Annotated in this window: 24 protein-coding genes; 20 read left to right on the top strand and 4 right to left on the bottom strand. The window is 43.4% G+C overall.

Annotation, left to right across the window (positions count from 1 at the left end; translation table 11 throughout):
- Positions 1-51: 51 nt before the first annotated feature.
- From murA to WKT08_RS04725, 8 genes are all read left to right on the top strand, one after another.
- A complete protein-coding gene (murA, locus tag WKT08_RS04690; RefSeq protein ID WP_045759256.1) occupies positions 52-1,335 on the top strand; it encodes a UDP-N-acetylglucosamine 1-carboxyvinyltransferase in 1,284 nt (427 codons plus the stop codon).
- The gene (locus WKT08_RS04695; RefSeq protein WP_003006464.1) at positions 1,325-1,513 is read left to right on the top strand and encodes a DNA-directed RNA polymerase subunit beta; all 189 of its coding nucleotides are present in this window, start codon (positions 1,325-1,327) and stop codon (positions 1,511-1,513) included. The genes murA and WKT08_RS04695 overlap by 11 nt, the downstream gene beginning before the upstream one ends.
- An 83-nt stretch (positions 1,514-1,596) precedes the next feature.
- The gene (locus WKT08_RS04700; RefSeq protein ID WP_340280409.1) at positions 1,597-2,433 is read left to right on the top strand and encodes a DNA/RNA non-specific endonuclease; all 837 of its coding nucleotides are present in this window, start codon (positions 1,597-1,599) and stop codon (positions 2,431-2,433) included.
- Between the two features lie 84 nt (positions 2,434-2,517).
- The gene (locus tag WKT08_RS04705) at positions 2,518-3,240 is read left to right on the top strand and encodes a M57 family metalloprotease (RefSeq protein ID WP_009732560.1); all 723 of its coding nucleotides are present in this window, start codon (positions 2,518-2,520) and stop codon (positions 3,238-3,240) included.
- A gap of 103 nt (positions 3,241-3,343) precedes the next feature.
- On the top strand, positions 3,344-5,251 hold the full coding sequence (locus WKT08_RS04710; protein ID WP_287293712.1) for an ABC-F family ATP-binding cassette domain-containing protein: 1,908 nt from the start codon (positions 3,344-3,346) through the stop codon (positions 5,249-5,251).
- On the top strand, positions 5,252-6,127 hold the full coding sequence (locus WKT08_RS04715) for an XRE/MutR family transcriptional regulator (protein ID WP_223141206.1): 876 nt from the start codon (positions 5,252-5,254) through the stop codon (positions 6,125-6,127).
- A 21-nt stretch (positions 6,128-6,148) separates the two neighbouring features.
- Entirely contained in the window at positions 6,149-7,327 is a 1,179-nt protein-coding gene (locus WKT08_RS04720) for an MFS transporter (protein WP_340280418.1), read from the top strand.
- 108 nt (positions 7,328-7,435) lie between these two features.
- The gene (locus WKT08_RS04725) at positions 7,436-8,614 is read left to right on the top strand and encodes an MFS transporter (RefSeq protein WP_070673846.1); all 1,179 of its coding nucleotides are present in this window, start codon (positions 7,436-7,438) and stop codon (positions 8,612-8,614) included.
- Positions 8,615-8,647: 33 nt separating this feature from the next.
- Here WKT08_RS04725 and WKT08_RS04730 read toward each other — a convergent pair whose 3' ends face one another.
- Genes WKT08_RS04730 through murT form a run of 3 tightly spaced genes read right to left on the bottom strand, consistent with a single transcriptional unit; the run spans position 8,648 to position 11,074 of the window.
- On the bottom strand, positions 8,648-8,932 hold the full coding sequence (locus tag WKT08_RS04730; protein ID WP_024056107.1) for a lipopolysaccharide assembly protein LapA domain-containing protein: 285 nt from the start codon (positions 8,930-8,932) through the stop codon (positions 8,648-8,650).
- A 10-nt stretch (positions 8,933-8,942) separates the two neighbouring features.
- Positions 8,943-9,731: a lipid II isoglutaminyl synthase subunit GatD gene (gene gatD, locus WKT08_RS04735; RefSeq protein WP_070673847.1), complete on the bottom strand. Its 789-nt coding sequence runs from the start codon at positions 9,729-9,731 to the stop codon at positions 8,943-8,945.
- On the bottom strand, positions 9,731-11,074 hold the full coding sequence (gene murT / locus WKT08_RS04740) for a lipid II isoglutaminyl synthase subunit MurT (protein ID WP_340280422.1): 1,344 nt from the start codon (positions 11,072-11,074) through the stop codon (positions 9,731-9,733). The genes gatD and murT overlap by 1 nt, the downstream gene beginning before the upstream one ends.
- Positions 11,075-11,177: 103 nt before the next feature.
- Between murT and cdaA the strand changes: the two genes are divergently transcribed.
- The 11 genes from cdaA to whiA all read left to right on the top strand — a co-directional run bounded on the left by cdaA (position 11,178) and on the right by whiA (position 20,587).
- A complete protein-coding gene (cdaA, locus tag WKT08_RS04745) occupies positions 11,178-12,026 on the top strand; it encodes a diadenylate cyclase CdaA (RefSeq protein WP_061455438.1) in 849 nt (282 codons plus the stop codon).
- The gene (locus tag WKT08_RS04750) at positions 12,023-12,772 is read left to right on the top strand and encodes a CdaR family protein (protein ID WP_340280425.1); all 750 of its coding nucleotides are present in this window, start codon (positions 12,023-12,025) and stop codon (positions 12,770-12,772) included. The genes cdaA and WKT08_RS04750 overlap by 4 nt, the downstream gene beginning before the upstream one ends.
- A gap of 22 nt (positions 12,773-12,794) precedes the next feature.
- A complete protein-coding gene (gene glmM, locus WKT08_RS04755) occupies positions 12,795-14,144 on the top strand; it encodes a phosphoglucosamine mutase (protein WP_340280427.1) in 1,350 nt (449 codons plus the stop codon).
- A gap of 47 nt (positions 14,145-14,191) precedes the next feature.
- Positions 14,192-15,517, top strand: coding sequence for an Ig-like domain-containing protein (locus WKT08_RS04760; RefSeq protein ID WP_340280429.1), 1,326 nt, complete (start codon positions 14,192-14,194; stop codon positions 15,515-15,517).
- Positions 15,518-15,634: 117 nt separating this feature from the next.
- On the top strand, positions 15,635-15,766 hold the full coding sequence (locus WKT08_RS04765) for a DUF4044 domain-containing protein (RefSeq protein WP_003011566.1): 132 nt from the start codon (positions 15,635-15,637) through the stop codon (positions 15,764-15,766).
- 33 nt (positions 15,767-15,799) lie between these two features.
- Positions 15,800-17,113 (top strand): GTPase ObgE, encoded by a 1,314-nt coding sequence (gene obgE, locus WKT08_RS04770; protein ID WP_340280432.1) that lies wholly within the window; start codon positions 15,800-15,802, stop codon positions 17,111-17,113.
- Positions 17,114-17,164: 51 nt separating this feature from the next.
- Positions 17,165-17,329 carry a hypothetical protein gene (locus tag WKT08_RS04775; protein WP_003006512.1) on the top strand — a complete coding sequence of 55 codons (165 nt, stop codon included), beginning with the start codon at positions 17,165-17,167 and terminating at the stop codon, positions 17,327-17,329.
- An 18-nt stretch (positions 17,330-17,347) separates the two neighbouring features.
- Positions 17,348-17,731 (top strand): RidA family protein, encoded by a 384-nt coding sequence (locus WKT08_RS04780; protein WP_003006514.1) that lies wholly within the window; start codon positions 17,348-17,350, stop codon positions 17,729-17,731.
- A 77-nt stretch (positions 17,732-17,808) separates the two neighbouring features.
- On the top strand, positions 17,809-18,699 hold the full coding sequence (gene rapZ / locus WKT08_RS04785) for an RNase adapter RapZ (protein ID WP_070660232.1): 891 nt from the start codon (positions 17,809-17,811) through the stop codon (positions 18,697-18,699).
- Entirely contained in the window at positions 18,696-19,673 is a 978-nt protein-coding gene (locus WKT08_RS04790; RefSeq protein WP_003017791.1) for a YvcK family protein, read from the top strand. Before rapZ ends, WKT08_RS04790 begins: the two co-directional genes overlap by 4 nt.
- Complete coding sequence (gene whiA, locus WKT08_RS04795) at positions 19,670-20,587, top strand: DNA-binding protein WhiA (protein WP_003006525.1); 918 nt, start codon at positions 19,670-19,672, stop codon at positions 20,585-20,587. The genes WKT08_RS04790 and whiA overlap by 4 nt, the downstream gene beginning before the upstream one ends.
- Before the next feature lie 290 nt (positions 20,588-20,877).
- Here whiA and WKT08_RS04800 read toward each other — a convergent pair whose 3' ends face one another.
- Positions 20,878-21,846, bottom strand: a complete 969-nt coding sequence (locus WKT08_RS04800; protein ID WP_151190988.1) for an NAD(P)/FAD-dependent oxidoreductase — start codon at positions 21,844-21,846, stop codon at positions 20,878-20,880.
- A gap of 179 nt (positions 21,847-22,025) precedes the next feature.
- Between WKT08_RS04800 and rpsU the strand changes: the two genes are divergently transcribed.
- Entirely contained in the window at positions 22,026-22,202 is a 177-nt protein-coding gene (rpsU, locus tag WKT08_RS04805) for a 30S ribosomal protein S21 (protein ID WP_000048054.1), read from the top strand.
- Positions 22,203-22,264 lie beyond the last annotated feature (62 nt).

The following is a 22,264-nucleotide window of genomic DNA, read 5'->3' on the forward strand; positions in this document are numbered from 1 at the left end:
AATATGGTATGATAGAAAGCGTGACTTTAAGAAATTGGAGAACAATCCCGTATGGAAAAAATAATCGTTAATGGTGGTCATAATCGACTGGTTGGAACCGTCAAAATCGAAGGAGCAAAAAATGCTGTCCTTCCTCTTCTTGCTGCAACAGTTCTAGCAAGCGAGGGTGTGACAACCTTGAAAAATGTACCTGTGTTATCAGATGTCTTTACAATGAACAATGTTGTTCGTGGGTTGAATGCACAAGTAACCTTCAATGAAGAAGACAATACGGTTGTCGTAGATGCACGAGAGAAATTGTCTGAGGAAGCGCCTTATAAATATGTGAGTAAGATGCGGGCTTCTATCGTTGTCTTGGGTCCTGTCTTGGCACGCAATGGCCATGCCAAAGTTTCCATGCCTGGAGGCTGTACGATTGGGAGTCGTCCGATTGACCTCCACCTGAAAGGTCTGGAAGCTATGGGGGCTGAAATTACCCAAACGGCCGGCTATATTGAAGCAAAAGCAGATCGTCTCAAGGGTGCACACATCTATATGGACTTCCCATCAGTAGGTGCGACACAAAATATTATGATGGCCGCAACCTTGGCAGATGGAGTCACTGTGATTGAAAATGCAGCTCGAGAACCTGAAATTGTTGACCTAGCTCTCTTGCTGAATAAAATGGGAGCTAATGTCAAGGGGGCAGGAACTGAGACCTTGACCATTGTTGGTGTGGAGAGCTTGCATGGTGCAAACCACAATGTTGTGCAAGACCGCATCGAAGCTGGAACCTTTATGATTGGGGCAGCCATGACTGGTGGAGATGTCTTGATCGAAGATGCCATTTGGGAACACAACCGTCCGCTTCTATCTAAGATGCAGGAGATGGGTGTAACGGTAACCGAAGAAGAAAATGGAATTCGGATTCAATCGGATATCAGTAAGCTCCGTCCAGTGACGGTTAAAACCCTTCCCTATCCAGGATTCCCAACCGATATGCAGGCTCAATTCACAGCCTTGATGGCCATGGCTAAAGGTGAGTCTACCATGATTGAAACGGTTTTTGAGAATCGCTTCCAGCATTTGGAAGAAATGCGTCGGATGGGCGTTCACTCAGACATTATGCGGGATACAGCTCGTATCGTTGGAGGGGAAAGCTTCCAAGGTGCAGAGGTCATGTCGACCGATTTACGAGCAAGTGCAACCTTGGTCTTGATGGGCTTGGTAGCAGAAGGAGAAACGAAAGTCAGCAAATTAAGTCACTTAGACCGTGGTTATTATCAATTCCATGAGAAATTGGTGGCACTAGGTGCAGACGTGAAACGTGTAGAGGAAGAAGACGATGAAAACTAATCTTCGCTATGTTGGAAAACAGCTAGGAATTGTCCTCCTGTTGGCTGTGATTGGAATCATCATTTTTGCAGTTGGTTTGGTCATTGGCTATGGAGTGATTGGAGATGGAAAAAATCCATGGTCCATTCTCTCTCCGGACACTTGGTCAGAGATCATTGGAAAGCTAACAGGCAAATAATCTTTTAACTAAAATTGAGTAAAAAGGAGAGCAGCGAATCGAGTCAATGACCCATCTAGCGCTGCTCTTTTTTGGAGAGAGGCATGACAAAACAAGTATTCACAAAACGAACCAAACAAACCCTAGCCGGTTTTGTGGTGGCAACGGCCCTAGCTATTGGGGGCTATTATTTCAATCAACCGACGGTAAAAGAAGCGACAGATCAGGTTGTTTCGGTGGTGACTAGTAGCCAACAAGAAACACCTAGTAAAGAGTTAGCTAGCTCGGTACTAACGAAATCTGCCCGTTCACAATTAGGAAATGACTTGGAATGGAATGGCGCTGGAGCTTTTGTAGTTAAGGGAAATCGTACAGATCTGGATGCCAGCGTGGCTAGTCAACCTTATGCCGATAACAAGACAAAAGAAGTCAATGGAAGGACTGTGCCGACGGTTGCCAATGCCATCATGACCAAAGCGACTCGCCAGTACAGAGATCGAGATGCAACAGGTAGTGGCCTAACCGATTGGAAACCAGCAGGTTGGCATCAGGTACATCATCTGTCAGGCGAGTATGACCATGCTGTGGATCGGGGCCACCTATTGGGCTACGCCTTGATCGGCAATCTCAAAGGTTTCGATGCTTCGACTAGCAATCCAAAAAATATCGCTGTACAAACGGCTTGGTCCAATCAAGCCAATGATCCTCATTCCACCGGTCAAAACTATTATGAGACCTTGGTCCGAAAAGCACTGGATAAGAACAAGCGGATCCGCTATCGGGTGACCTTGATCTACAACCATCCAGAAGATCTGATTCCATTAGGATCACAGATCGAAGCCAAATCGAGTGATGGGACCCTTGAGTTCAATGTCTTTGTTCCCAATGTTCAAAGTGGTATTAGCCTGGATTACCAGACAGGAAAAGTAACCGTTCATTAATAAGCCAGAAAGCATGGCTATTTAAGTTATTTTTAAGAATGGGGTGTTACAATTGCATACCTTCTTTAAGAGAAAGGAGAATGTATGAGAACCATTTTTCGATTTTTCAGAGGAATCCTTCGCATGGCTTGGAGTCTTTTTTGGGGATTTTTCTGGACCATTGCCATCAGTTTTCTCGTCCTAGTGGGGATCATCTATTTCACAGATTCTCCTAGTTCTGGTATGGATGGATTTGGACGAGCTGCCCAAAAGGTTGTCTATCAGGTTGGCAATTTATTTGGTGATCAGGGCTTTGCATCGCGGTTTGGAATGACACCTAGCTCACAGACCACGCAGACGGACAATCATGAGCATAGTGGCGCTCGCTGGGAAAAAGCGGAAGCTACGGTCTACCTGGATCCCAATATCAGTCAAACTTTTGTAAAAGCTTATCGGGATGCTATTGAGGCTTGGAACCAAACAGGCGCCTTTACCTTCAAGCTGGTTACAAATGAAAAAGAGGCTAATGTGGTCTTGACGGAAATGGATAACGCATCGGTTTCTGCTGCTGGAGAGACTGCCTCTCAGACCAACCTCTTAACCAACCGCTTCACCCACATCACAGTGCGTCTCAATCGCCATTATCTTTTAAATTATGTCTATAACTATAGTTATGATCGAATTGTCAATACAGCTGAGCATGAGCTAGGCCATGCGATTGGGCTGGACCACACTGATGGAGAATCGGTCATGCAACCGGCTGGCTCCTTCTACAGTATCCAGGATACAGATGTGGAAGCAGTCCGACAATTGTACAAGGAAGAATAAAATACAATTTATCATTGAAAAGTTCTGGGCCCCAAGGGCTCAGGATTTTTTTGATGGCTCGTCTTTCCTTGTTTAATATGAAAAAAGATAGTAAAATAAGGACATGATTATTTTACAAGCCAACAAAATTGAACGCTCTTTTGCAGGGGAGGTTCTTTTTGATAATATCAGCCTGCAGGTGGATGAACGAGACCGGATTGCCCTGGTCGGAAAGAACGGAGCAGGTAAGTCTACGCTCTTGAAAATCTTGGTGGGGGAAGAAGAACCAACTTCTGGGGAAATCAATAAAAAGCGCGACCTTTCTCTCTCTTATTTAGCCCAGGATAGTCGCTTTGAGTCGTCCAATACTATCTACGATGAGATGCTCCACGTCTTTGACGATCTCCGTAAAACGGAGAAAACTTTGCGCCAGATGGAACTTGAGATGGGGGAAAAAACTGGGGCTGACTTAGAAAAACTCATGCAGGACTATGACCGTCTCTCGGAAGAATTCCGTCAGGCTGGTGGCTTCACCTATGAGGCAGATATCCGTGCGATTCTCAACGGCTTCAAGTTCGATGAGTCCATGTGGCAGATGAAGATTGAAGAGCTGTCTGGTGGGCAAAATACCCGTCTCGCTCTGGCCAAGATGCTCTTAGAAAAACCAAATCTCTTGGTACTGGACGAGCCAACCAACCACTTGGATATTGAGACCATCGCCTGGTTGGAAAATTACTTGGTTAATTATAGCGGAGCTCTTCTCATTGTCAGCCACGACCGGTATTTCCTGGATAAGGTCGCAACCATTACCTTGGACCTGACCAAGCATTCCTTGGACCGCTATGTCGGTAATTACTCTAGTTTTGTGGAGCAAAAGGAGCAAAAACTGCTGACCGAAGCCAAGAACTACGAGAAGCAACAAAAAGAAATAGCTGCTCTGGAAGACTTTGTTAATCGCAATTTGGTGCGGGCTTCGACTACCAAGCGGGCCCAGTCTCGGCGCAAGCAGTTGGAAAAAATGGAGCGCCTGGACAAGCCAGAAGCTGGGACCAAGTCTGCCCATATGACCTTCCATGCCGATAAGACTTCGGGAAATGTCGTCCTGACAGTAGAAGAGGCAGCCGTCGGCTATGACGATCAAATCCTGTCAGAGCCCATCAATCTGGATATCCGCAAGATGAATGCGGTCGCTATTGTGGGACCAAATGGGATCGGGAAATCGACCTTAATCAAGTCCATCGTCGGACAGATTCCTTTTATCAAGGGTGAAGCTCGTTTTGGAGCCAATGTCGAGGTGGGTTACTATGATCAGACCCAAAGTAAACTAACGCCTCACAACAGTGTCTTGGATGAGCTCTGGAATGACTTTAAACTGACGCCAGAAGTGGAAATTCGCAATCGCCTGGGAGCCTTTCTTTTCTCTGGGGATGATGTCAAGAAAACCGTCGGCATGCTGTCGGGTGGAGAGCGGGCCCGCTTGCTCTTGGCTAAACTATCCATGGAAAATAACAATTTCTTGATTCTCGATGAGCCGACCAACCACTTGGATATCGATAGCAAGGAAGTGCTGGAAAATGCCTTGATTGATTTTGATGGGACCTTGCTCTTTGTCAGTCACGACCGTTACTTTATCAACCGGGTGGCCACACAAGTCTTGGAACTCTCAGAAGAGGGCTCAACTCTTTATCTAGGAGACTACGACTATTATCTGGAGAAAAAAGCAGAGTTAGAGGCTCTTGCTGCAGCGCAAGCAGAAGCTGTGCCTGTTTCTTCGATGGAAGAAGTAGCAAGTAATGATTATCATCTGCAAAAGCAAAACCAAAAGGAACTCCGGAAAATCACTCGTCGCATTGAGCAATTGGAAGCGGAGATGGAAGAGCTGGATCAAAAAATCCAAGACATCACCGAAACCATGCATAGCACCAACGATGCAGCTGACTTGGTTCAACTGCAAAGCGAGCTGGATCAACTGACTGTCCAGCAGGAAGCAGTCATGGAAGAGTGGGCAGAACTGTCAGAGCAGGTGGAATAGATGGAAGATCTTGGAAAAGTTTTTCGTGAATTTCGAATCAGCAAAAATTATTCGTTAAAAGAAGCTGCAGGAGAAGCTTGCTCGACCTCCCAGTTATCCCGTTTTGAATTGGGGGAGTCGGATCTGGCTGCGTCGCGCTTCTTTGACATTTTGGACAATATCCATGTGACGATTGAGAATTTTATGGATAAGGCAAGAAATTTTCAACACCATGAGCATGTTGCTTTGATGGCCCAGATTATTCCACTTTACTATTCAAATGATATTGCGGGTTTTCAAAAGCTTCAAAGAGAACAACTTGAAAAAGCCAAACATTCCACCAATCCTCTCTATTTTGAGCTGAACTGGATCCTGCTACAAGGCCTGATTTGCCAGAGAGATGCTAGTTATACCATGAAGCAGCGTGATCTAGACAAGGTGGCAGATTACCTCTTTCAAACGGAAGAGTGGACCATGTATGAATTGATCCTCTTTGGCAATCTCTACAGCTTTTATGATGTGGACTATGTCACACGGCTTGGGAGAGAAGTGATGGAGCGTGAAGATTTCTACAAAGAAATTGGTCGCCATCGCAAACTGGTCTTGATTCTTGCTCTGAATTGCTACCAGCATTGTTTAGAACACTGTTCTTTTGAAAATGCCAGCTATTTTGAAGCCTATGTAGAAAAGATTATCGGGAAGAGCATCAAGCTATACGAACGCAATGTCTTTCATTATCTCAAGGGATTTGCCCTCTATCAGAAGGGGCAAACAGAAGAAGGGCGGCAGCAAATGAGGGAAGCCATGCACATTTTTGATGTGCTGGGACTGCCAGAGCAGGTGGCCTATTATCAAGAACACTTTGATAAATTTGTAAAAAATGAATGTTCTAAATAGGACAGTGATAAAGGAGATTTTATGAACCGACATGCGGTCCAATTAATTAGTCGTGGAGCTATTAACAAAATTGGAAATATGCTCTATGACTATGGAAATAGTGTCTGGCTAGCCTCGATGGGGACTATAGGAAAGACGGTATTAGGGATCTATCAAATTTCTGAGTTAGTGACAGGGATTCTCGTGAATCCTTTTGGAGGAGTGATTTCAGACCGTTTTTCTCGTCGCAAGATTTTGATGACGACCGACCTGGTTTGTGGACTCCTTTGTTTGGCGATTTCTTTTATCACAAATGATAGCTTGATGATTGCGGCTCTTATTTTTGCCAATATTGTTCAGGCCATTGCCTTTGGTTTTTCTCGACCTGCCAATAAAGCTATTATCACAGAGGTTGTTGAGAAAGATGAGATTGTGACCTATAATGCTCACTTGGAGTTGGTCTTACAGGTTGTTAGTGTCAGTTCACCTGTTTTTTCTTTCCTAGTTCTACAATTTGCCAGTCTTCATGCGACCCTCTTACTGGATGCGCTGACCTTTTTCATTGCCTTTGTTCTAGTGGCTTTCCTTCCGAAAGAAGAAGCTAAGGTGCAAGAGAGGAAACAGTTTACCGGGAAAGATATTTTTTCTGATATCAAGGATGGGTTAGACTATATCTGGCATCAGAAAGAGATTTTCTTTCTCTTATTAGTGGCTTCTAGCGTCAATTTCTTTTTTGCGGCTTTTGAGTTTTTACTTCCCTTCTCGAATCGTCTATACGGGGTTAAAGGAGCTTATGCGACCATTTTAACGCTGGGAGCTATTGGATCTATTCTAGGAGCACTTGTTGCCAATAAAATGAAATCAAGTATGAGAATTCTCCTGTTTTTACTGCTTTTGGCAGGGATAGGAGTGTTCATAATGGGCTTGCCCCTTCCACCTTATCTTTCCTTTTCAGGAAATCTGGTCTGTGAATTTTTTGTGACCATTTTCGACATCCACGTTTTTTCCCAAGTACAAACCAAGGTGGAAGATGATTATCTAGGTAGAGTATTGAGCACAATTTATACCTTGGCTGTTCTCTTTATGCCCATCGCCAAAGGGTTGATGACTTGGTTGCCAAGCGTCCGTATGGAATCATTTCTCTTGATTGGAGCTGGGGTTATTCTCTTTTCACTCTTGGCTCAGCTAGTAGCTAAGCAGCTTCAATCAAAAGAACAGTAGGCATCCTTCGATAAATTTGTAAAGCATTAATTTTCCCAAATAGGGGACAAAATGAAAACCTCTTTCATGAACTGATACAATAGTTTCAGAAAATGAAGGAGGTTTTTTATGAATCGACATGCTATCCAGCTGATTGCTCGTGGGGCAATCAATCGAATGGGAAATATGCTCTATGATTATGGGAATAGTGTTTGGCTGGCCTCGATGGGGACGGTGGGAAAGACGGTATTAGGGATTTATCAGATTTCTGAACTTGTCACCTCCATTCTAGTCAATCCATTTGGTGGCGTGATCTCAGACCGTTTTTCCCGACGCAAGATTTTGATGACAACCGACTTGGTTTGTGGTCTCCTTTGTTTGGGCATTTCTTTTATCAGGAACGATCGTTGGATGATTGCAGCCCTGATTGTTGCCAATATTGTTCAGGCCATTGCCTTTGCATTTTCTCGTACGGCCAACAAAGCCATTATCACTGAGGTCGTAGAGAAGGACGAGATTGTGACCTATAATGCCAGCTTGGAGCTGGTCTTACAGGTTGTTGGTGTTAGCTCACCTGTGTTCTCTTTCCTTGTTTTACAATTTGCCAGTCTCCATGCGACCCTCTTACTGGATGCACTGACCTTTTTCATCGCCTTTGTCCTAGTGGCATTCCTTCCCAAAGAAGAAGCCAAAGTTCAAGAAAAGAAACGGTTTACGGGAAAAGATATTTTTTCGGATATCAAGGATGGACTGCACTATATCTGGCATCAGAAAGAGATTTTCTTCCTTCTATTGGTGGCTTCCAGCGTCAATTTCTTTTTTGCGGCTTTTGAGTTTTTACTTCCCTTTTCCAATCGCCTTTACGGGGTCAAAGGAGCCTATGCGACCATCTTAACCTTGGGGGCTATTGGCTCCATCATCGGAGCCTTGATTGCTAATAAATTTAAATCAAGCATGGAGATGCTTCTCTTCTTATTGATTTTAACAGGAGTGGGAGTGTTCATGATGGGCTTGCCTCTTCCTCACCTTCTTTCCTTTTCTGGAAATTTAGTCTGTGAACTCTTTATGACGATTTTTAATATTCACTTTTTTACCCAAGTGCAAACCAAGGTAGAAGGAGACTACCTGGGCAGGGTCTTAAGCACCATTTTTACCTTGGCCATTCTCTTTATGCCTGTGGCTAAAGGCTTGATGACCTGGTTACCAAGCGTCCGAGTAGAATCCTTTCTCCTGATCGGAGCTGGTGTCATTCTCTTTTCACTCATAGCTCAAGTAGTCGCCAAGCACCTACAAGCAAAAAATCATTAGAACAACATGAAAAAAGCACCGAATGGTGCTTTTTTAGTTGTTATTTTTTTCTTCTATTTTAACTTCTTTCTTTTCTTCCTCCAGTTGCTTTTGAGTGCTCTTGAGTTCTTTTTTTAGGGAGAAGCCCTTTGAAAAATTAACCAAGGTCATGACAAATGCACCCAAGAGGACACAGAGCAAGATCAGAATGATCAAGGGCAATTTAAATTGGACCAAGAGGAAATTCACAGTGACTGATTGCATGTTTGCAAGGGAAATACCAGCAATCAATAAAATTAAAAGTAATAAAGCAATGTAGTGTAGATTATTTTTGTTCATCATTATCTCCTTATTGTTCAGCAGGGGCCTTGCTTTTCACATCAGCGTACTCTTCCGGTTGCTCTAGGCTTAGAATATCCTCATAAGCCGGTAGGGAAAGGTCCTTGCCATATTTATTTTTTAAAGCAGTGCTCACTAGACGATAGGCCAAATTGGCATTTCGGGACAAGATAGGACCGTGGAAGTAGCTTCCAAAGACGTTCTTGTAATGAACCCCTTCGCACCCATCTTCTTTGTTGTTCCCATTTCCATAGACGACCTTACCCAGCGGTTTTTCATCCTCTGCCAAGAAGGTCCGACCTTGGTGGTTTTCAAAACCATAATAGGTTTCGTTAAATTCTTCGTTATGGATCTTGATATCACCGATATAGCGGTTGTTGACTTGGTTGAGCGTATAGTGGCCCATAATACCGAGCCCTTCAATGCGTTTGCCAGAAGCTTCAATGTAGTACTGACCCAGAAGCTGAAAGCCACCACAGATAGCAAGGACCACACCATCGTCATGAATGAAGCGTTCAAGATCTTCTTTTTTATCTGGTAGATCTTCTGATACAATGGTCTGTTCGTAGTCTTGGCCGCCACCGAAAAAGGCGATATCATAGGCATCAGGGTCGAACCGGTCTTTGAGAGAGACGATATCCACTGTGACATGGGCTCCAAGTTTTTCAGCAACGTACTTGAGCATGAGGATATTTCCATTGTCTCCGTAGGTATTCATCAGATTCCCGTAGAGATGGGCAATGCGCAGGCTGTAGGGATACTGTGCCTGATCAGAAGATTCTAGGGAAGTATAAGTCATTAGTGCATCTCCTTTTCAATCAGGTGTTCTTGGGCCAAGAGTTCACGGAATTCTAGCATGGCTGTATAGGTAGCTAAAATGTAAGCATGAGGGGTTTCCTGTTGCTGGATACGTTGGAAGACCTCTTTTAATTCAGCCATTTCAGTGATCTGGTCAGCAGGATAGCCAGTGACCCGGAGTCGCCGAGCGATCTCAGAGTGGCGTACTCCTCCGGCGTTAATCTCTGGGATGTCCATCTGGGTGATTTGCTCAAAGTCCGCATCCCAGATCCAGCTGGTGTCGATCCCATCTGCATAATTCGCGTTGAGAAGCACCGACAAGCTGAAGGAATACGGCGCTAGTTTGATCATTTCAATAGCCTGAGTAGCTCCAACTGGATTTTTGATCAGGACTAGGGTACATTCCTTATCCCCAATCTTAAAGGTTTCCTGACGACCGAAGACAGCGCGGCTGCGATCAAATCCTTGCTTAATCACTTCAGGTTGAACCCCAAAGAATCCAGCAACAGAGACAGCTGCTAAGGCATTGTAGATGTTGTAGAGACCACCGATATTGATGTGGTAATCTTGCCCTTGGATCCGGAATTGGGAAGAGCGATGGGTTAAAGAGAGGAGGTCCGATACGGCATAGGTCAAAGGGGGCCGGTGGAACCCACAGTGTTCACAAACATAGTCGCCAAGATTAGCATAGGTATTGAGCTTGTACTTGAGGATGTTGTGGCAATGCGGACAGAGGATTCCTTCCGTATTGTAATGAGCTTGTTGTGGCTTTGATTTGTCAGTATCAAAACCATAATATTGGATCGGATTAGATAAGGTCTGACTATTAAAGAGCGGACTATCACCATTTAACAAGACTGTTGCAGTTGGGACCTTGTGAATGGCATCCAAAATCATTTGGTAGGTCGTATAGATCTCTCCATAGCGGTCCATCTGGTCCCGGAAAATATTAGTGACCACAAAAAGGATGGGTTTAATATAATCACAAATCCGAGAGAGGCTGGCCTCGTCAATTTCAAGTACCGCAATCGGTCGATTTGATTTCGAATGCTTAGCCCGTAAGAAGGTCGTTGTAATCCCAGAGATCATATTGGCCCCACTTGGATTGGTCAAAATAGGTCCAAAAGCTTCTTGGAGAATACCTACTGTTAGCGCAGTGGTCAGGGTTTTTCCATTTGTCCCTGTAATCACAACAATCTCATAGTTTTTTGCCAGTTGACTGAGAATATCTTTATCAAATTTGAGGGCTACTTTACCTGGTAGGGTTGATCCCCGCCCCATTTTTTCTAGAATAGAGCCGGAAAGCTTTCCTGCCAGAAGGCCCAAGGTTGTATTTATCTTCATAAATCATATTTTATCATAAAAAGCATCAGAAGGTTACAGAAAAATCTGTTGAAACGTGATATAATAAGATGATGTCTTTTAGAGAAGTGGTAGGTATGAGAATATGAATATTCAACAGTTTTCAAATCCACAATTTTGGACCAGTTTGTTCCCGAATTGGTGGAGTGTTATTATCAATATCATCGATATTGCCCTGGTGGCTTGGTTGTTGTATTTTTTGATCAAGGCCATCGTCGGGACCAAGATCATGATTTTGGTGCGTGGGGTCATTATCTTTTTCTTGGCTCAATTTTTAGCCAATTTTTTGGGTTTAACGACTATTTCTTGGCTGATCAATCAAGTGATTACCTATGGGGTTATCGCGCTGGTTGTGATTTTCTCCCCTGAAATTCGGATTGGCTTAGAGCGTTTAGGTCGGGCGACAGAATTTTTTACGACGAGTGAAGTCAGTCAGGAAGAGAAAATGGTACAGGCCTATGTTAAGGCAGTGGCTTATATGAGCCCACGTAAGATTGGTGCTTTGGTAGCTATTCAAGGGGCCAGAACCCTTCAGGAATACATTTCCACAGGGATTCCACTAGATGCGGAAATTTCAGGAGAATTGCTGATTAATATCTTCATTCCTAATACTCCCTTACACGATGGTGCCGTCATTGTTCGCAATGATAAAATCGCTGTTTCTTGTGCCTACCTGCCCTTGACAGAAAACACAGGAATTTCAAAAGAGTTTGGAACGCGTCACCGCGCAGCCATTGGTTTATCTGAAGTTTCTGATGCCTTTACTTTTGTGGTATCCGAAGAAACGGGCGGAATCTCTGTGACTTACAATGGAACTTTCCGACACGATTTAACTTTAGAAGAGTTCGAGGCAGAATTGAGAGCCTTCTTGGTTCCTGAAGAGAATAAAACGATTAGTTGGAAAGAGCGTCTATTTGGGAGAGTAACAAAATGAGATCGAAAAAAGAATTTCTTTATGTTTTAGCCTCCGTCTTATTGTCCTTTATCTTGTTTATCAATGCGTCATCCTTTAATTTTCAAAATAATAGCAGCGCTAGACAAGTGAGTTCAGAGACCTACACCAATACCTTGACCAATATTCCAATTGATGCCAAGTACAATGACAAGACATACTTTGTCAGTGGGTTAACATCAGAGCTAACGGTCTTTCTAAAGGGTTCAAACCGGGTCGCTCTAGCAAGCGAAATGCAGCCAGGAACGCGAAAATTTCGCGTGGTAGCCGATCTTCGTAAGGCCAAGGAAGGTACCGTCGAAGTACCGTTGATTGTAGAAGATCTTCCGGCTGGTTTGACCGCAACCGTAGAGCCTCAGAAAGTTTCTGTAAAAATCGGGAAGAAAGCGAAAAAATCGTTTTCGGTCAGGGCTACGATCCCGGACAATCAAATTGTGGATGGAATAACGGTTTCGGATATTTCTCTTGAAACCACCAAGGTAGAAGTGACCAGCGATCAAGAAACCTTGAGTCGCATTGATCATGTCCAAGCGGTCTTCCCATCCAGTGAGATCATTAGTGGAAATTATAGCGGAACTATTTCCTTAAATGCAGTAGATGCCCAAGGAAATGTTCTACCAGGTCTGGTCAAGCCGAGTGAAACACGGATTCAAGTGACCACAAAGAGTAGCTCGTCTACGTCAAGCTCAAGCAGCTCGTCGTCGACCTCCTCCAGTTCAAGTAATTAGAAAGTAAAAAAGGTAATGAAGAATGGGTAAATATTTTGGGACGGACGGTGTCCGTGGAGAAGCAAATGTAGAATTAACGCCAGAATTGGCTTTTAAACTAGGCCGTTTCGGTGGCTATGTCTTGAGCCAACATGAAGAAGAAACACCCTTGGTATTTGTTGGACGTGATACGCGTATTTCTGGTGAAATGTTAGAGCATGCCTTAATTGCTGGCCTCTTATCTGTTGGGATTCGTGTCTACAAGTTGGGTGTGATTGCAACACCAGGTGTTGCTTATCTAGTTCGTACGGAAAAAGCCAGCGCCGGAGTGATGATTTCTGCTAGCCACAATCCAGCCTTGGACAATGGCATCAAATTCTTTGGTGGTGATGGTTTCAAATTGGATGACGATCGCGAACTTGAAATTGAAGCCTTGCTTGATGCGGCTGAAGATACGCTTCCACGTCCAAGTGCCCAAGGTTTAGGAACGGTCATGGAATATCCGGAAGGCTTGCGTAAGTATCAAGAATTCCTTGTATCGACAGGTGTCCAACTCGAGGGTATGCACGTAGTCTTAGATACAGCAAATGGTGCAGCCTCTACTAGTGCCCGTCAAATCTTTGCAGATTTGGGAGCTCAATTGACCGTCATCGGTGAAAACCCAGATGGTTTGAACATCAATGATGGGGTTGGTTCTACTCACCCAGAGCATTTGCAAGAGAAGGTGAAAGAAGTAGGTGCAGCGATTGGTCTTGCCTTTGACGGAGACAGCGATCGCTTGATTGCTGTTGATGAAAATGGAGAGATTGTAGACGGAGATAAGATCATGTACATCATCGGTTCTTATCTTTCAAGCAAAGGCTTGCTCGAAAAAAATACGATCGTCACAACCGTCATGTCTAATCTCGGCTTCCACAAGGCATTGGATGCGAAGGGGATTCAAAAAGAAATCACAGCTGTTGGAGATCGTTATGTGGTCGAAGAGATGCGCAAATCAGGATACAATCTTGGTGGTGAACAATCTGGTCACGTAGTCATCATGGATTACAATACAACTGGTGATGGTCAATTAACAGGCGTTCAATTGACAAAAATCATGCAAGAAACCGGCAAGAAATTATCTGAATTGGCTGCTGAAGTAACCATTTATCCACAAAAACTGGTCAATATCCGGGTTGAAAATAGTATGAAAGACAAGGCGATGGAAGTACCCGCTATCCGTGAAATCATTGAAAAAATGGAAGCGGAAATGGCAGGAAATGGCCGCATCCTCGTGCGTCCAAGTGGAACTGAACCCCTCCTTCGTGTGATGGCAGAAGCACCAACCAATGAAGAAGTGGACTACTATGTGGATACCATTGCTGCAGTTGTCCAAGCTGAAATTGGACTTTAACCTTGTAAAAAACATGGCTCGCAAATAGGCGAGCAGAGGAGGTATATATGAAACAGGTTCGTCAAATTGTATGGGCACTTGCCTTAGTGCTAACGATTCTATTCACAGCTGGTTTGACTAAAACAATTCATGCTGCAGAAGTCTCATCATATACACAGACAGCACGTCTAACGAAAGACGGTAACACGCTAACAAATGGGAGCAAGGTGTTGACAAATGAAAAATTGTCAGCAAGTATTTATTTAGCCTTTCCAGATTCGCAAACTATTCAAGCTGGTGATACCTTAACTCTTAGTTTGCCAAAAGAATTAGCCCTCTACACAGCACTGGAATTTAATGTTCTTGAGGAAGGTCAATCAAATGGTCAGACGGTAGGAAAAGCTGTCGTTGATACAGCAAAGAAAACAGTAACTGTCACCTTTAATGATTATTTCGCATCTCATCCACTCAACAAACGAGTTGCTCTTCATTTTGATGTAAAAGTAGACTCAGAAGTAGTTACAAAAACATCTCCAATCCAGTTTAAACTAGGAAATACAGATTTTTCATTGAATTATGAAAAAACAGCTGGAGAAGCTGGAGACTATGAGATGAAATACGGTTACCAAGATAAGTCTGATCCAACCATTATCAAATGGCGGATTCTCTTAAATGCTCGCCAAGATATGCTTCGTGGAATGGTCATTAAAGACCAATTCGGAGATGGCTTAACATTGGTTGAAGGTAGCTTACGCGCTGTTCGTTATGCTCCTGTACAAGGTGGGATTAAGAACGAAGCTCAGATATTAAGTCTCCCAGTTCTGGATAACTTTACTAAAAAAGCTGTTTTCAATAAGAATGCAGATGGAAAGACCACTGGTTTTACAATTGAATTTGGTGATAACTACAATTGGCCAATGTATATTGAATATTCTACGAAAGTGGCACCTGGAACGAAAGTAGGCGATATTGTCCATAATACGTTAACATGGACAGCAACCAATTTCCCAGCACCTCGTACCTTGACCCGTGAGGTGAGATTGGAAACAGGATCTGGAGAGGGATTAGGTGAGAAAGAACAAACACCACCGACACCTAGCTCAACCTCCTCAACGAGTTCTAGTTCTTCATCAAGCTCATCATCTTCAACGAGTTCTAGTTCTTCATCAAGCTCATCATCTTCATCGAGTTCTGGTTCTACATCGAACTCAACATCCACATCAAGTTCTTCATTGAAATCATCTTCATCTTCTGTTAAAGAAGAAACTCCAAAACCTGGTAAGAAAAAAGTTCTTCCAAGTACAGGTGAAAAGATGACACCGGTAGTTCTTGTCATGGGTGTCTTCCTAGCAATTCTATCGGTTGGTGTTTTACGTGTAAGAAAAGATTCTTAATATGATCAATGAAAGATCAGACTTCTGTCTGGTCTTTTTGTGTAGGCTCGATTTGAAAAATCCCCTATTTCGTGGTAAAATAGGGCTAATGAATTTATAGTAATCGAGGTATTAAAAGTGGCTTTTGGAGATAACGGAAAACGTAAAAAAACACCATTTGAAATGATCACGATGGTGGTCATTGTGATTATGTTGATTGTAACGGTTGGTGCAATCTTTGCAACCGCAATTGGTGCTCTTTCTTACTAAGACGCACACAGAAATAAAGGAAATCATCTATTTATGAGTATGTTTTTAGATACAGCCAAGATTAAGGTCAAGGCTGGAAATGGTGGCGATGGCATGGTGGCCTTTCGCCGCGAAAAATATGTCCCTAATGGCGGACCTTGGGGTGGTGATGGAGGTCGTGGTGGCAATGTCATCTTCGTAGTAGACGAAGGCTTGCGCACCTTGATGGACTTCCGTTATAACCGGCATTTCAAAGCCCAAAATGGGGAAAAAGGAATGACCAAAGGGATGCACGGACGGGGAGCAGAAGATCTCTATGTTCGGGTTCCTCAAGGAACGACCGTCCGAGATGCCGAGACTGGCAAGGTCATTACAGACCTAGTTGAAAATGGACAAGAGTACATTGTCGCCCACGGTGGCCGTGGCGGACGTGGAAACATTCGTTTTGCTACTCCAAAGAATCCAGCTCCAGAGATTTCTGAGAACGGAGAACCTGGTCAGGAACGCGAACTCGAATTAGAACTCAAGGTCTTGGCAGACGTTGGTTTGGTTGGCTTCCCTTCTGTTGGGAAATCAACTCTTCTCAGTGTCATCACTTCAGCCAAACCAAAGATTGGAGCTTATCATTTCACTACCATCGTTCCAAATTTGGGAATGGTTCGGACGCCATCAGGTGAATCGTTTGCAATCGCAGACCTTCCTGGATTGATTGAAGGAGCTAGCCAAGGAGTCGGACTAGGAACCCAGTTCCTTCGCCACATCGAGCGCACACGAGTTATCTTGCATGTTATTGATATGTCAGCGAGTGAAGGACGCGATCCTTACGAAGATTATGTTCAAATCAATAAAGAGCTTGAAACTTATAATCTTCGTTTGATGGAGCGACCTCAGATTATCGTGGCAAATAAAATGGATATGCCAGAAAGTCAAGAAAACTTGAAAGAGTTCAAGAAGAAATTGGCAGCCAATTACGATGAGTTTGATGAACTGCCACAGATCTTCCCGATCTCTAGTTTGGCGCATCAAGGTTTGGATAACTTGTTAGAAGCAACGGCAGAATTGTTAGATAAAACGCCAGAATTCCTCTTGTATTCAGAAGACGAAATGGCTCAAGAAGAAGTCTACTATGGCTTTGATGAAGACCAGCCAGCCTTTGATATCAGTCGGGATGACGATGCCGCTTGGGTCTTGTCTGGCGAAAAACTTGAAAAACTCTTTAATATGACGAATTTCGATCGGGATGAAGCGGTCATGAAATTTGCTCGTCAATTACGTGGCATGGGGGTTGATGAAGCTCTCCGTGCGCGTGGGGCAAAAGATGGCGATATTGTCCGGATCGGTAAATTTGAATTTGAGTTTGTAGATTAGGATAGATCCCCAGCGGATCAAGGATTCCAAATAAGAAGTGAGGCTTTTTCAGTGGGAGATAAACCAATATCTTTTCGAGATGAAAATGGAAATTTTGTTTCAGCAGCCGATGTTTGGAATGCTGAAAAACTTGAAGAACTCTTTAATACGTTAAACCCTAAGCGCAAATTGCGCTTACAAAGGGAAAAATTAGCAAAAGAAAACCAGCAGAAGTAAATAGACTTGGAGAATACTATGGCAAAAACAATTCATACAGATAAAGCACCCGCAGCAATTGGACCTTATGTTCAAGGGAAAATCGTAGGCAATCTTCTCTTTGCAAGCGGACAAGTTCCCTTGTCACCTGAAACAGGCGAAATCATTGGCGAAACCATCCAAGAACAAACAGAGCAAGTCTTAAAGAACATTGGGGCTATTTTGGAAGAGGCTGGGACAGACTTCGACCATGTGGTGAAAACCACTTGTTTCTTAAGTGATATGAATGACTTTGTACCTTTTAATGAGGTCTATAAAACAGTCTTTACTACAGAGTTTCCAGCTCGATCTGCTGTTGAAGTAGCACGCCTGCCACGTGATGTGAAGGTTGAAATTGAAGTTATTGCGGAAATTAAGGCCTAATAACCATTCAAAGACAAAAAGACAGAGTGGAGAGCAGGAAACTGTAGGCCACTCTGTTTTATTTATGGGAGGAGAAAATGACAGAAAGTAAGATTCAACTGGTCATGGTAACCGGGATGAGCGGTGCAGGCAAGACCGTCGCTATCCAATCGTTTGAGGATTTGGGTTACTTTACCATCGATAATATGCCACCGGCGCTCTTGCTGAAATTTATTGAGCTCATGCGCCACAGTCCGGATAACAATAAATTAGCCGTTGTTGTGGACATGCGGAGCCGTTCTTTTTTCAATGAAATTCGCACTATTTTGGATGAATTGGACAACCAAGAAGACCTCGATTTCAAGGTCTTGTTCTTGGATGCTACTGACAGTGAGTTGGTAGCACGTTACAAGGAAACACGTCGTAGCCACCCACTAGCGGCAGATGGCCGTGTCTTGGATGGGATTACCCTAGAGCGCGAACTCTTGTCCCCTTTAAAAAATATCAGTCAAAATGTGGTGGACACGACTGAGTTGACACCTCGTAATCTGAGAAAAACGATCGCAGAACAATTTGCCAGTCAAGATAATCAGCCAGATTTTCGGGTTGAGGTCATGTCATTTGGGTTTAAATATGGCCTTCCGATCGATGCTGACCTTGTCTTTGACGTGCGTTTTCTTCCAAACCCCTACTACAAATTGGAACTTCGGAATTTAACCGGTCAAGATCCAGCTGTCTATGATTACGTCATGGATCACCCTGAATCAGAGGAGTTTTACGGTCATCTTCATGACTTGATCGTTCCTATTTTACCGTCTTATAAACGGGAGGGTAAATCCGTTCTCACCATCGCTATGGGCTGTACCGGTGGGCAACACCGTTCAGTAGCCTTTGCAGAGCGCTTAGCGCATGATTTAGAAAAAAATTGGCAGGTCAATTGCAGTCATAGAGACAAGGACAGACGGAAAGAAACGGTGAATCGCTCATGAGAAAACCTAAAGTAACCGTTATTGGAGGAGGAACAGGGATTTCTGTTATTCTCGATAGTCTGAGAAAGAAACCGGTCGATATTACTGCTATTGTAACCGTTGCGGATGATGGCGGTAGTTCAGGTGAATTGCGGAAGAACATCCAAAAATTGACACCACCTGGGGATCTTCGAAATGTGCTGGTTGCCATGTCAGATATGCCTCGTTTTTATGAAAAGGTCTTTCAATACCGCTTTGCTGACGATGATGGCCCTTTGGCTGGCCACCCTTTGGGAAACTTGATCATTGCAGGGATTTCAGAGATGCAAGGCTCGACCTATAATGCCATGCAGTTGTTAACCAAGTTCTTTCATACGACCGGCAAGATCTATCCTTCCAGTGATAGTCCCTTGACCCTTCATGCCGTCTTTCAAGATGGAAAAGAAGTGGTAGGAGAAAGCCACATTGCTAACTACACTGGCATGATTGATCATGTCTATGTGACCAATACCTTCGATCAAGAGCGGCCAAAAGCTAGTAAGAAAGTGGTGGAAGCTATTCTTGAAAGTGATATGGTTGTCTTGGGTCCTGGTTCGCTCTTTACCTCGATCCTTCCTAATTTGATGATCGATGAGATTGGGAAAGCCATCCTTGAAACCAAGGCTCAGGTAGCCTATGTTTGTAACATCATGACCCAAAGAGGAGAAACCGAGCATTTCACAGACAGTGACCACGTTGCCGTTCTCCATAAACATTTGGGAGAGAAGTTCATCGATACCGTCCTTGTCAATATCAATCAGGTTCCCGCAGCTTACATGAACAGCAATAAATTTGATGAATACTTGGTGCAGGTAGAGCACGATTTTAAGGGGCTGCACTCGCAAGTTCCCCAAGTGATTTCTTCTGATTTCTTGAAGCTGGTCAATGGAGGAGCCTTTCATGATGGTGAAAAAGTGGTCGAAGAGTTGATGCAGATCGTGCAGGTGAGAAAATGAGTTTTACGGTTCGTGTCAAAGAAGAATTATTGTCTCTCAAGCGATTTGAAAAGAGTGAATTGGCTGCCATTATCAAGATGTCTGGAAGTCTTGGAATTTCAATGGGGGGCTTGACGCTATCGGTGACGACAGAAAATGCCAAGATCGCTCGCCATATCTATGAATTGTTGCATCATTTCTATGAGGCCAAATCGGATATTCGCCACCACCAAAAAACCAATTTGAAAAAAAATCGTGTCTACACAGTATTCTTGGATGAAAAGGTGGAAGAGATTCTTGCTGACTTACACTTGGCAGATGCCTTTTTTGGGATTGAGACAGGCATTGATGCCAGTGTTTTAGAAGATGAAGTAGCCAGTCGTGCTTATCTTCGGGGGGCTTTTCTGTCGAGTGGTTCCATCAAGGATCCTGAAAAAGGAAAGTACCAGTTGGAAATTCATTCTGTTTATACAGACCACGCGGAAGGAATTGCCCTTCTTATGCAAGGATTTTTACTAGATGCGAAGACCATCGAGCGAAAAAAAGGAGTGGTAACCTATCTGCAACGAGCGGAAGATATTATTGATTTTCTAATTGTGGTAGAGGCCATGCAAGCCATGCAGGAATTTGAGTCTATCAAGGTCATGAGAGAAACGCGCAATGACCTCAACCGGGCCAATAATGCCGAGATGGCCAATATCCAGCGCACAGTCACAGCTAGCATGAAAACCATTAATAATATTAGTAAAATTGTGGATACGGTCGGCCTAGGTAGTTTACCAAGTGACTTGCAAGAAGTTGCCTATATCCGGATGAACCATCCAGATTATTCCATCCAGCAAATCGCAGATAGCTTGCAACAACCTATTTCAAAAAGCGGCGTTAACCACCGTTTGCGTAAGATCAATAAGATCGCAGACGATTTAGACAAATAAAAAAGGCCAAAGGTCTTTCATAATGAGGATAAAGTCTTTTTAAAAACTTTCCTTAGGTGAGTACGGACGTCAGCGAACTTCATAGAAGTTCCATGACTTAGTTTTGAGCCTAATGTCTCAAAACTCCCGAGTGCCTGAAACGTATTGTTTCAGGCACTTTTCTCACAGCGGAAAGTTTTTGTATTTTCTTGATTCAAACTAAAAATAGGAACTCATTTTTACTTCTTTGCAGAATCGATTAACTTAAAATAGTTTGACTTCAATTTAAAAAAGGCCGAAGGCCTTTTTTATTATAAACTGGTTGAGTGGGTTGGTTGGACTTTCTTATCTGGATAGATGTAGTTGATGGCATTGTTTACGGCTGTTGGAGCTTCCCCCAGACCTGTAGCGATGAGATCAATCTTTCCTTCGTAGAAGCAGCAGTCTCCACAGGCATAAATTCCAGGAAGGCTGGTTTCTTGTTTTTGGTTCACCTTGATTTTATGGCGTTGCAATTCTACACCCCATTCTTTCAAGTTTCCGATGGAAGATTTAAAGCCATAGTTGACAAATAAGTGATCAATCGGGAGGAGTTCAGTTTCATTGGATTTTACTTTTGTGATTTCAAGGTGTGTGGCATGACCATTTTCGCCAATCAAGCGGCTAGGAACAAATGGTGTTTTGATGCTGACAGAAGATTGCTTGAGTTCTTCTACACTATGTTCCAAGGCACGGAAGTTGTCCCGACGGTGAACGATTGTAGTTGGAGCAATCTTGTCAAAAGCAAGAGCCCAGTCCACAGCAGAGTCCCCCCCACCAAGGACGGTCACCTGCTGTCCTTCATATTGTTGGATATTTGATACGTGGTAGTGGACGTTATCAAAGTCTTCAGCCCCCTCGATCTCAAGAGCACGTGGTTTAAAGGCACCGCCACCCATGGCAATGATGACTGCTTTAGACTGATGCACTTGGCGAGAAGTAGTGATCGTGAAGAGGTCACCCTCTTTTTGAATATCCTCTACAGTTTCATTGAGGAAGATCGGTGTATCGAATCGTTTGACTTGCTCGATCAAGCGGTTGCTCAATTCTTCACCTGTTAAATTGGTAAATCCGGGTACATCGAGGATACTTTTTTCTGGATAGAGAATGGCTGGTTGCCCTCCAAGTTGAGGCAAGGAATCAATCAGTTTGACTTTAACTTGGCGCATATTGCCATAAAAAGCAGCAAACAGACCAACTGGTCCGCCCCCAACAATCGTAATATCATAAATTTCTGACATGGTATCTCCTTCAGGGTTTTCTATGTTTCCATTGTATCATAAAATAGAAAGAATGAAAAAGTCGGAAAAAAGAAATGGCATGAAGGCTAGGAAGGCTAGAAAAGTTTTAAAAGATCTTGACAGCGTCCTTAAAGTGTGATAAAATGATTAAGATTTTAGGCTTGAAGGGAGTGAAAAATATGTCAAAAACAGTAGTACGTAAGAATGAATCTCTTGACGATGCTCTTCGTCGTTTCAAACGTGCGGTTACTAAAGCTGGTACTCTTCAAGAAACACGCAAACGTGAATTCTATGAAAAACCTTCTGTAAAACGTAAACGTAAATCAGAAGCAGCTCGTAAACGTAAAAAATTCTAATTGAATACAGAAACAGACTTCGGTCTGTTTTTTGTTTTTTCTCATCCATCAAAGACAAAAAA

Source organism: Streptococcus sp. HCA-5024, from assembly GCF_037890265.1.
Lineage (GTDB): Bacteria > Bacillota > Bacilli > Lactobacillales > Streptococcaceae > Streptococcus > Streptococcus lingualis.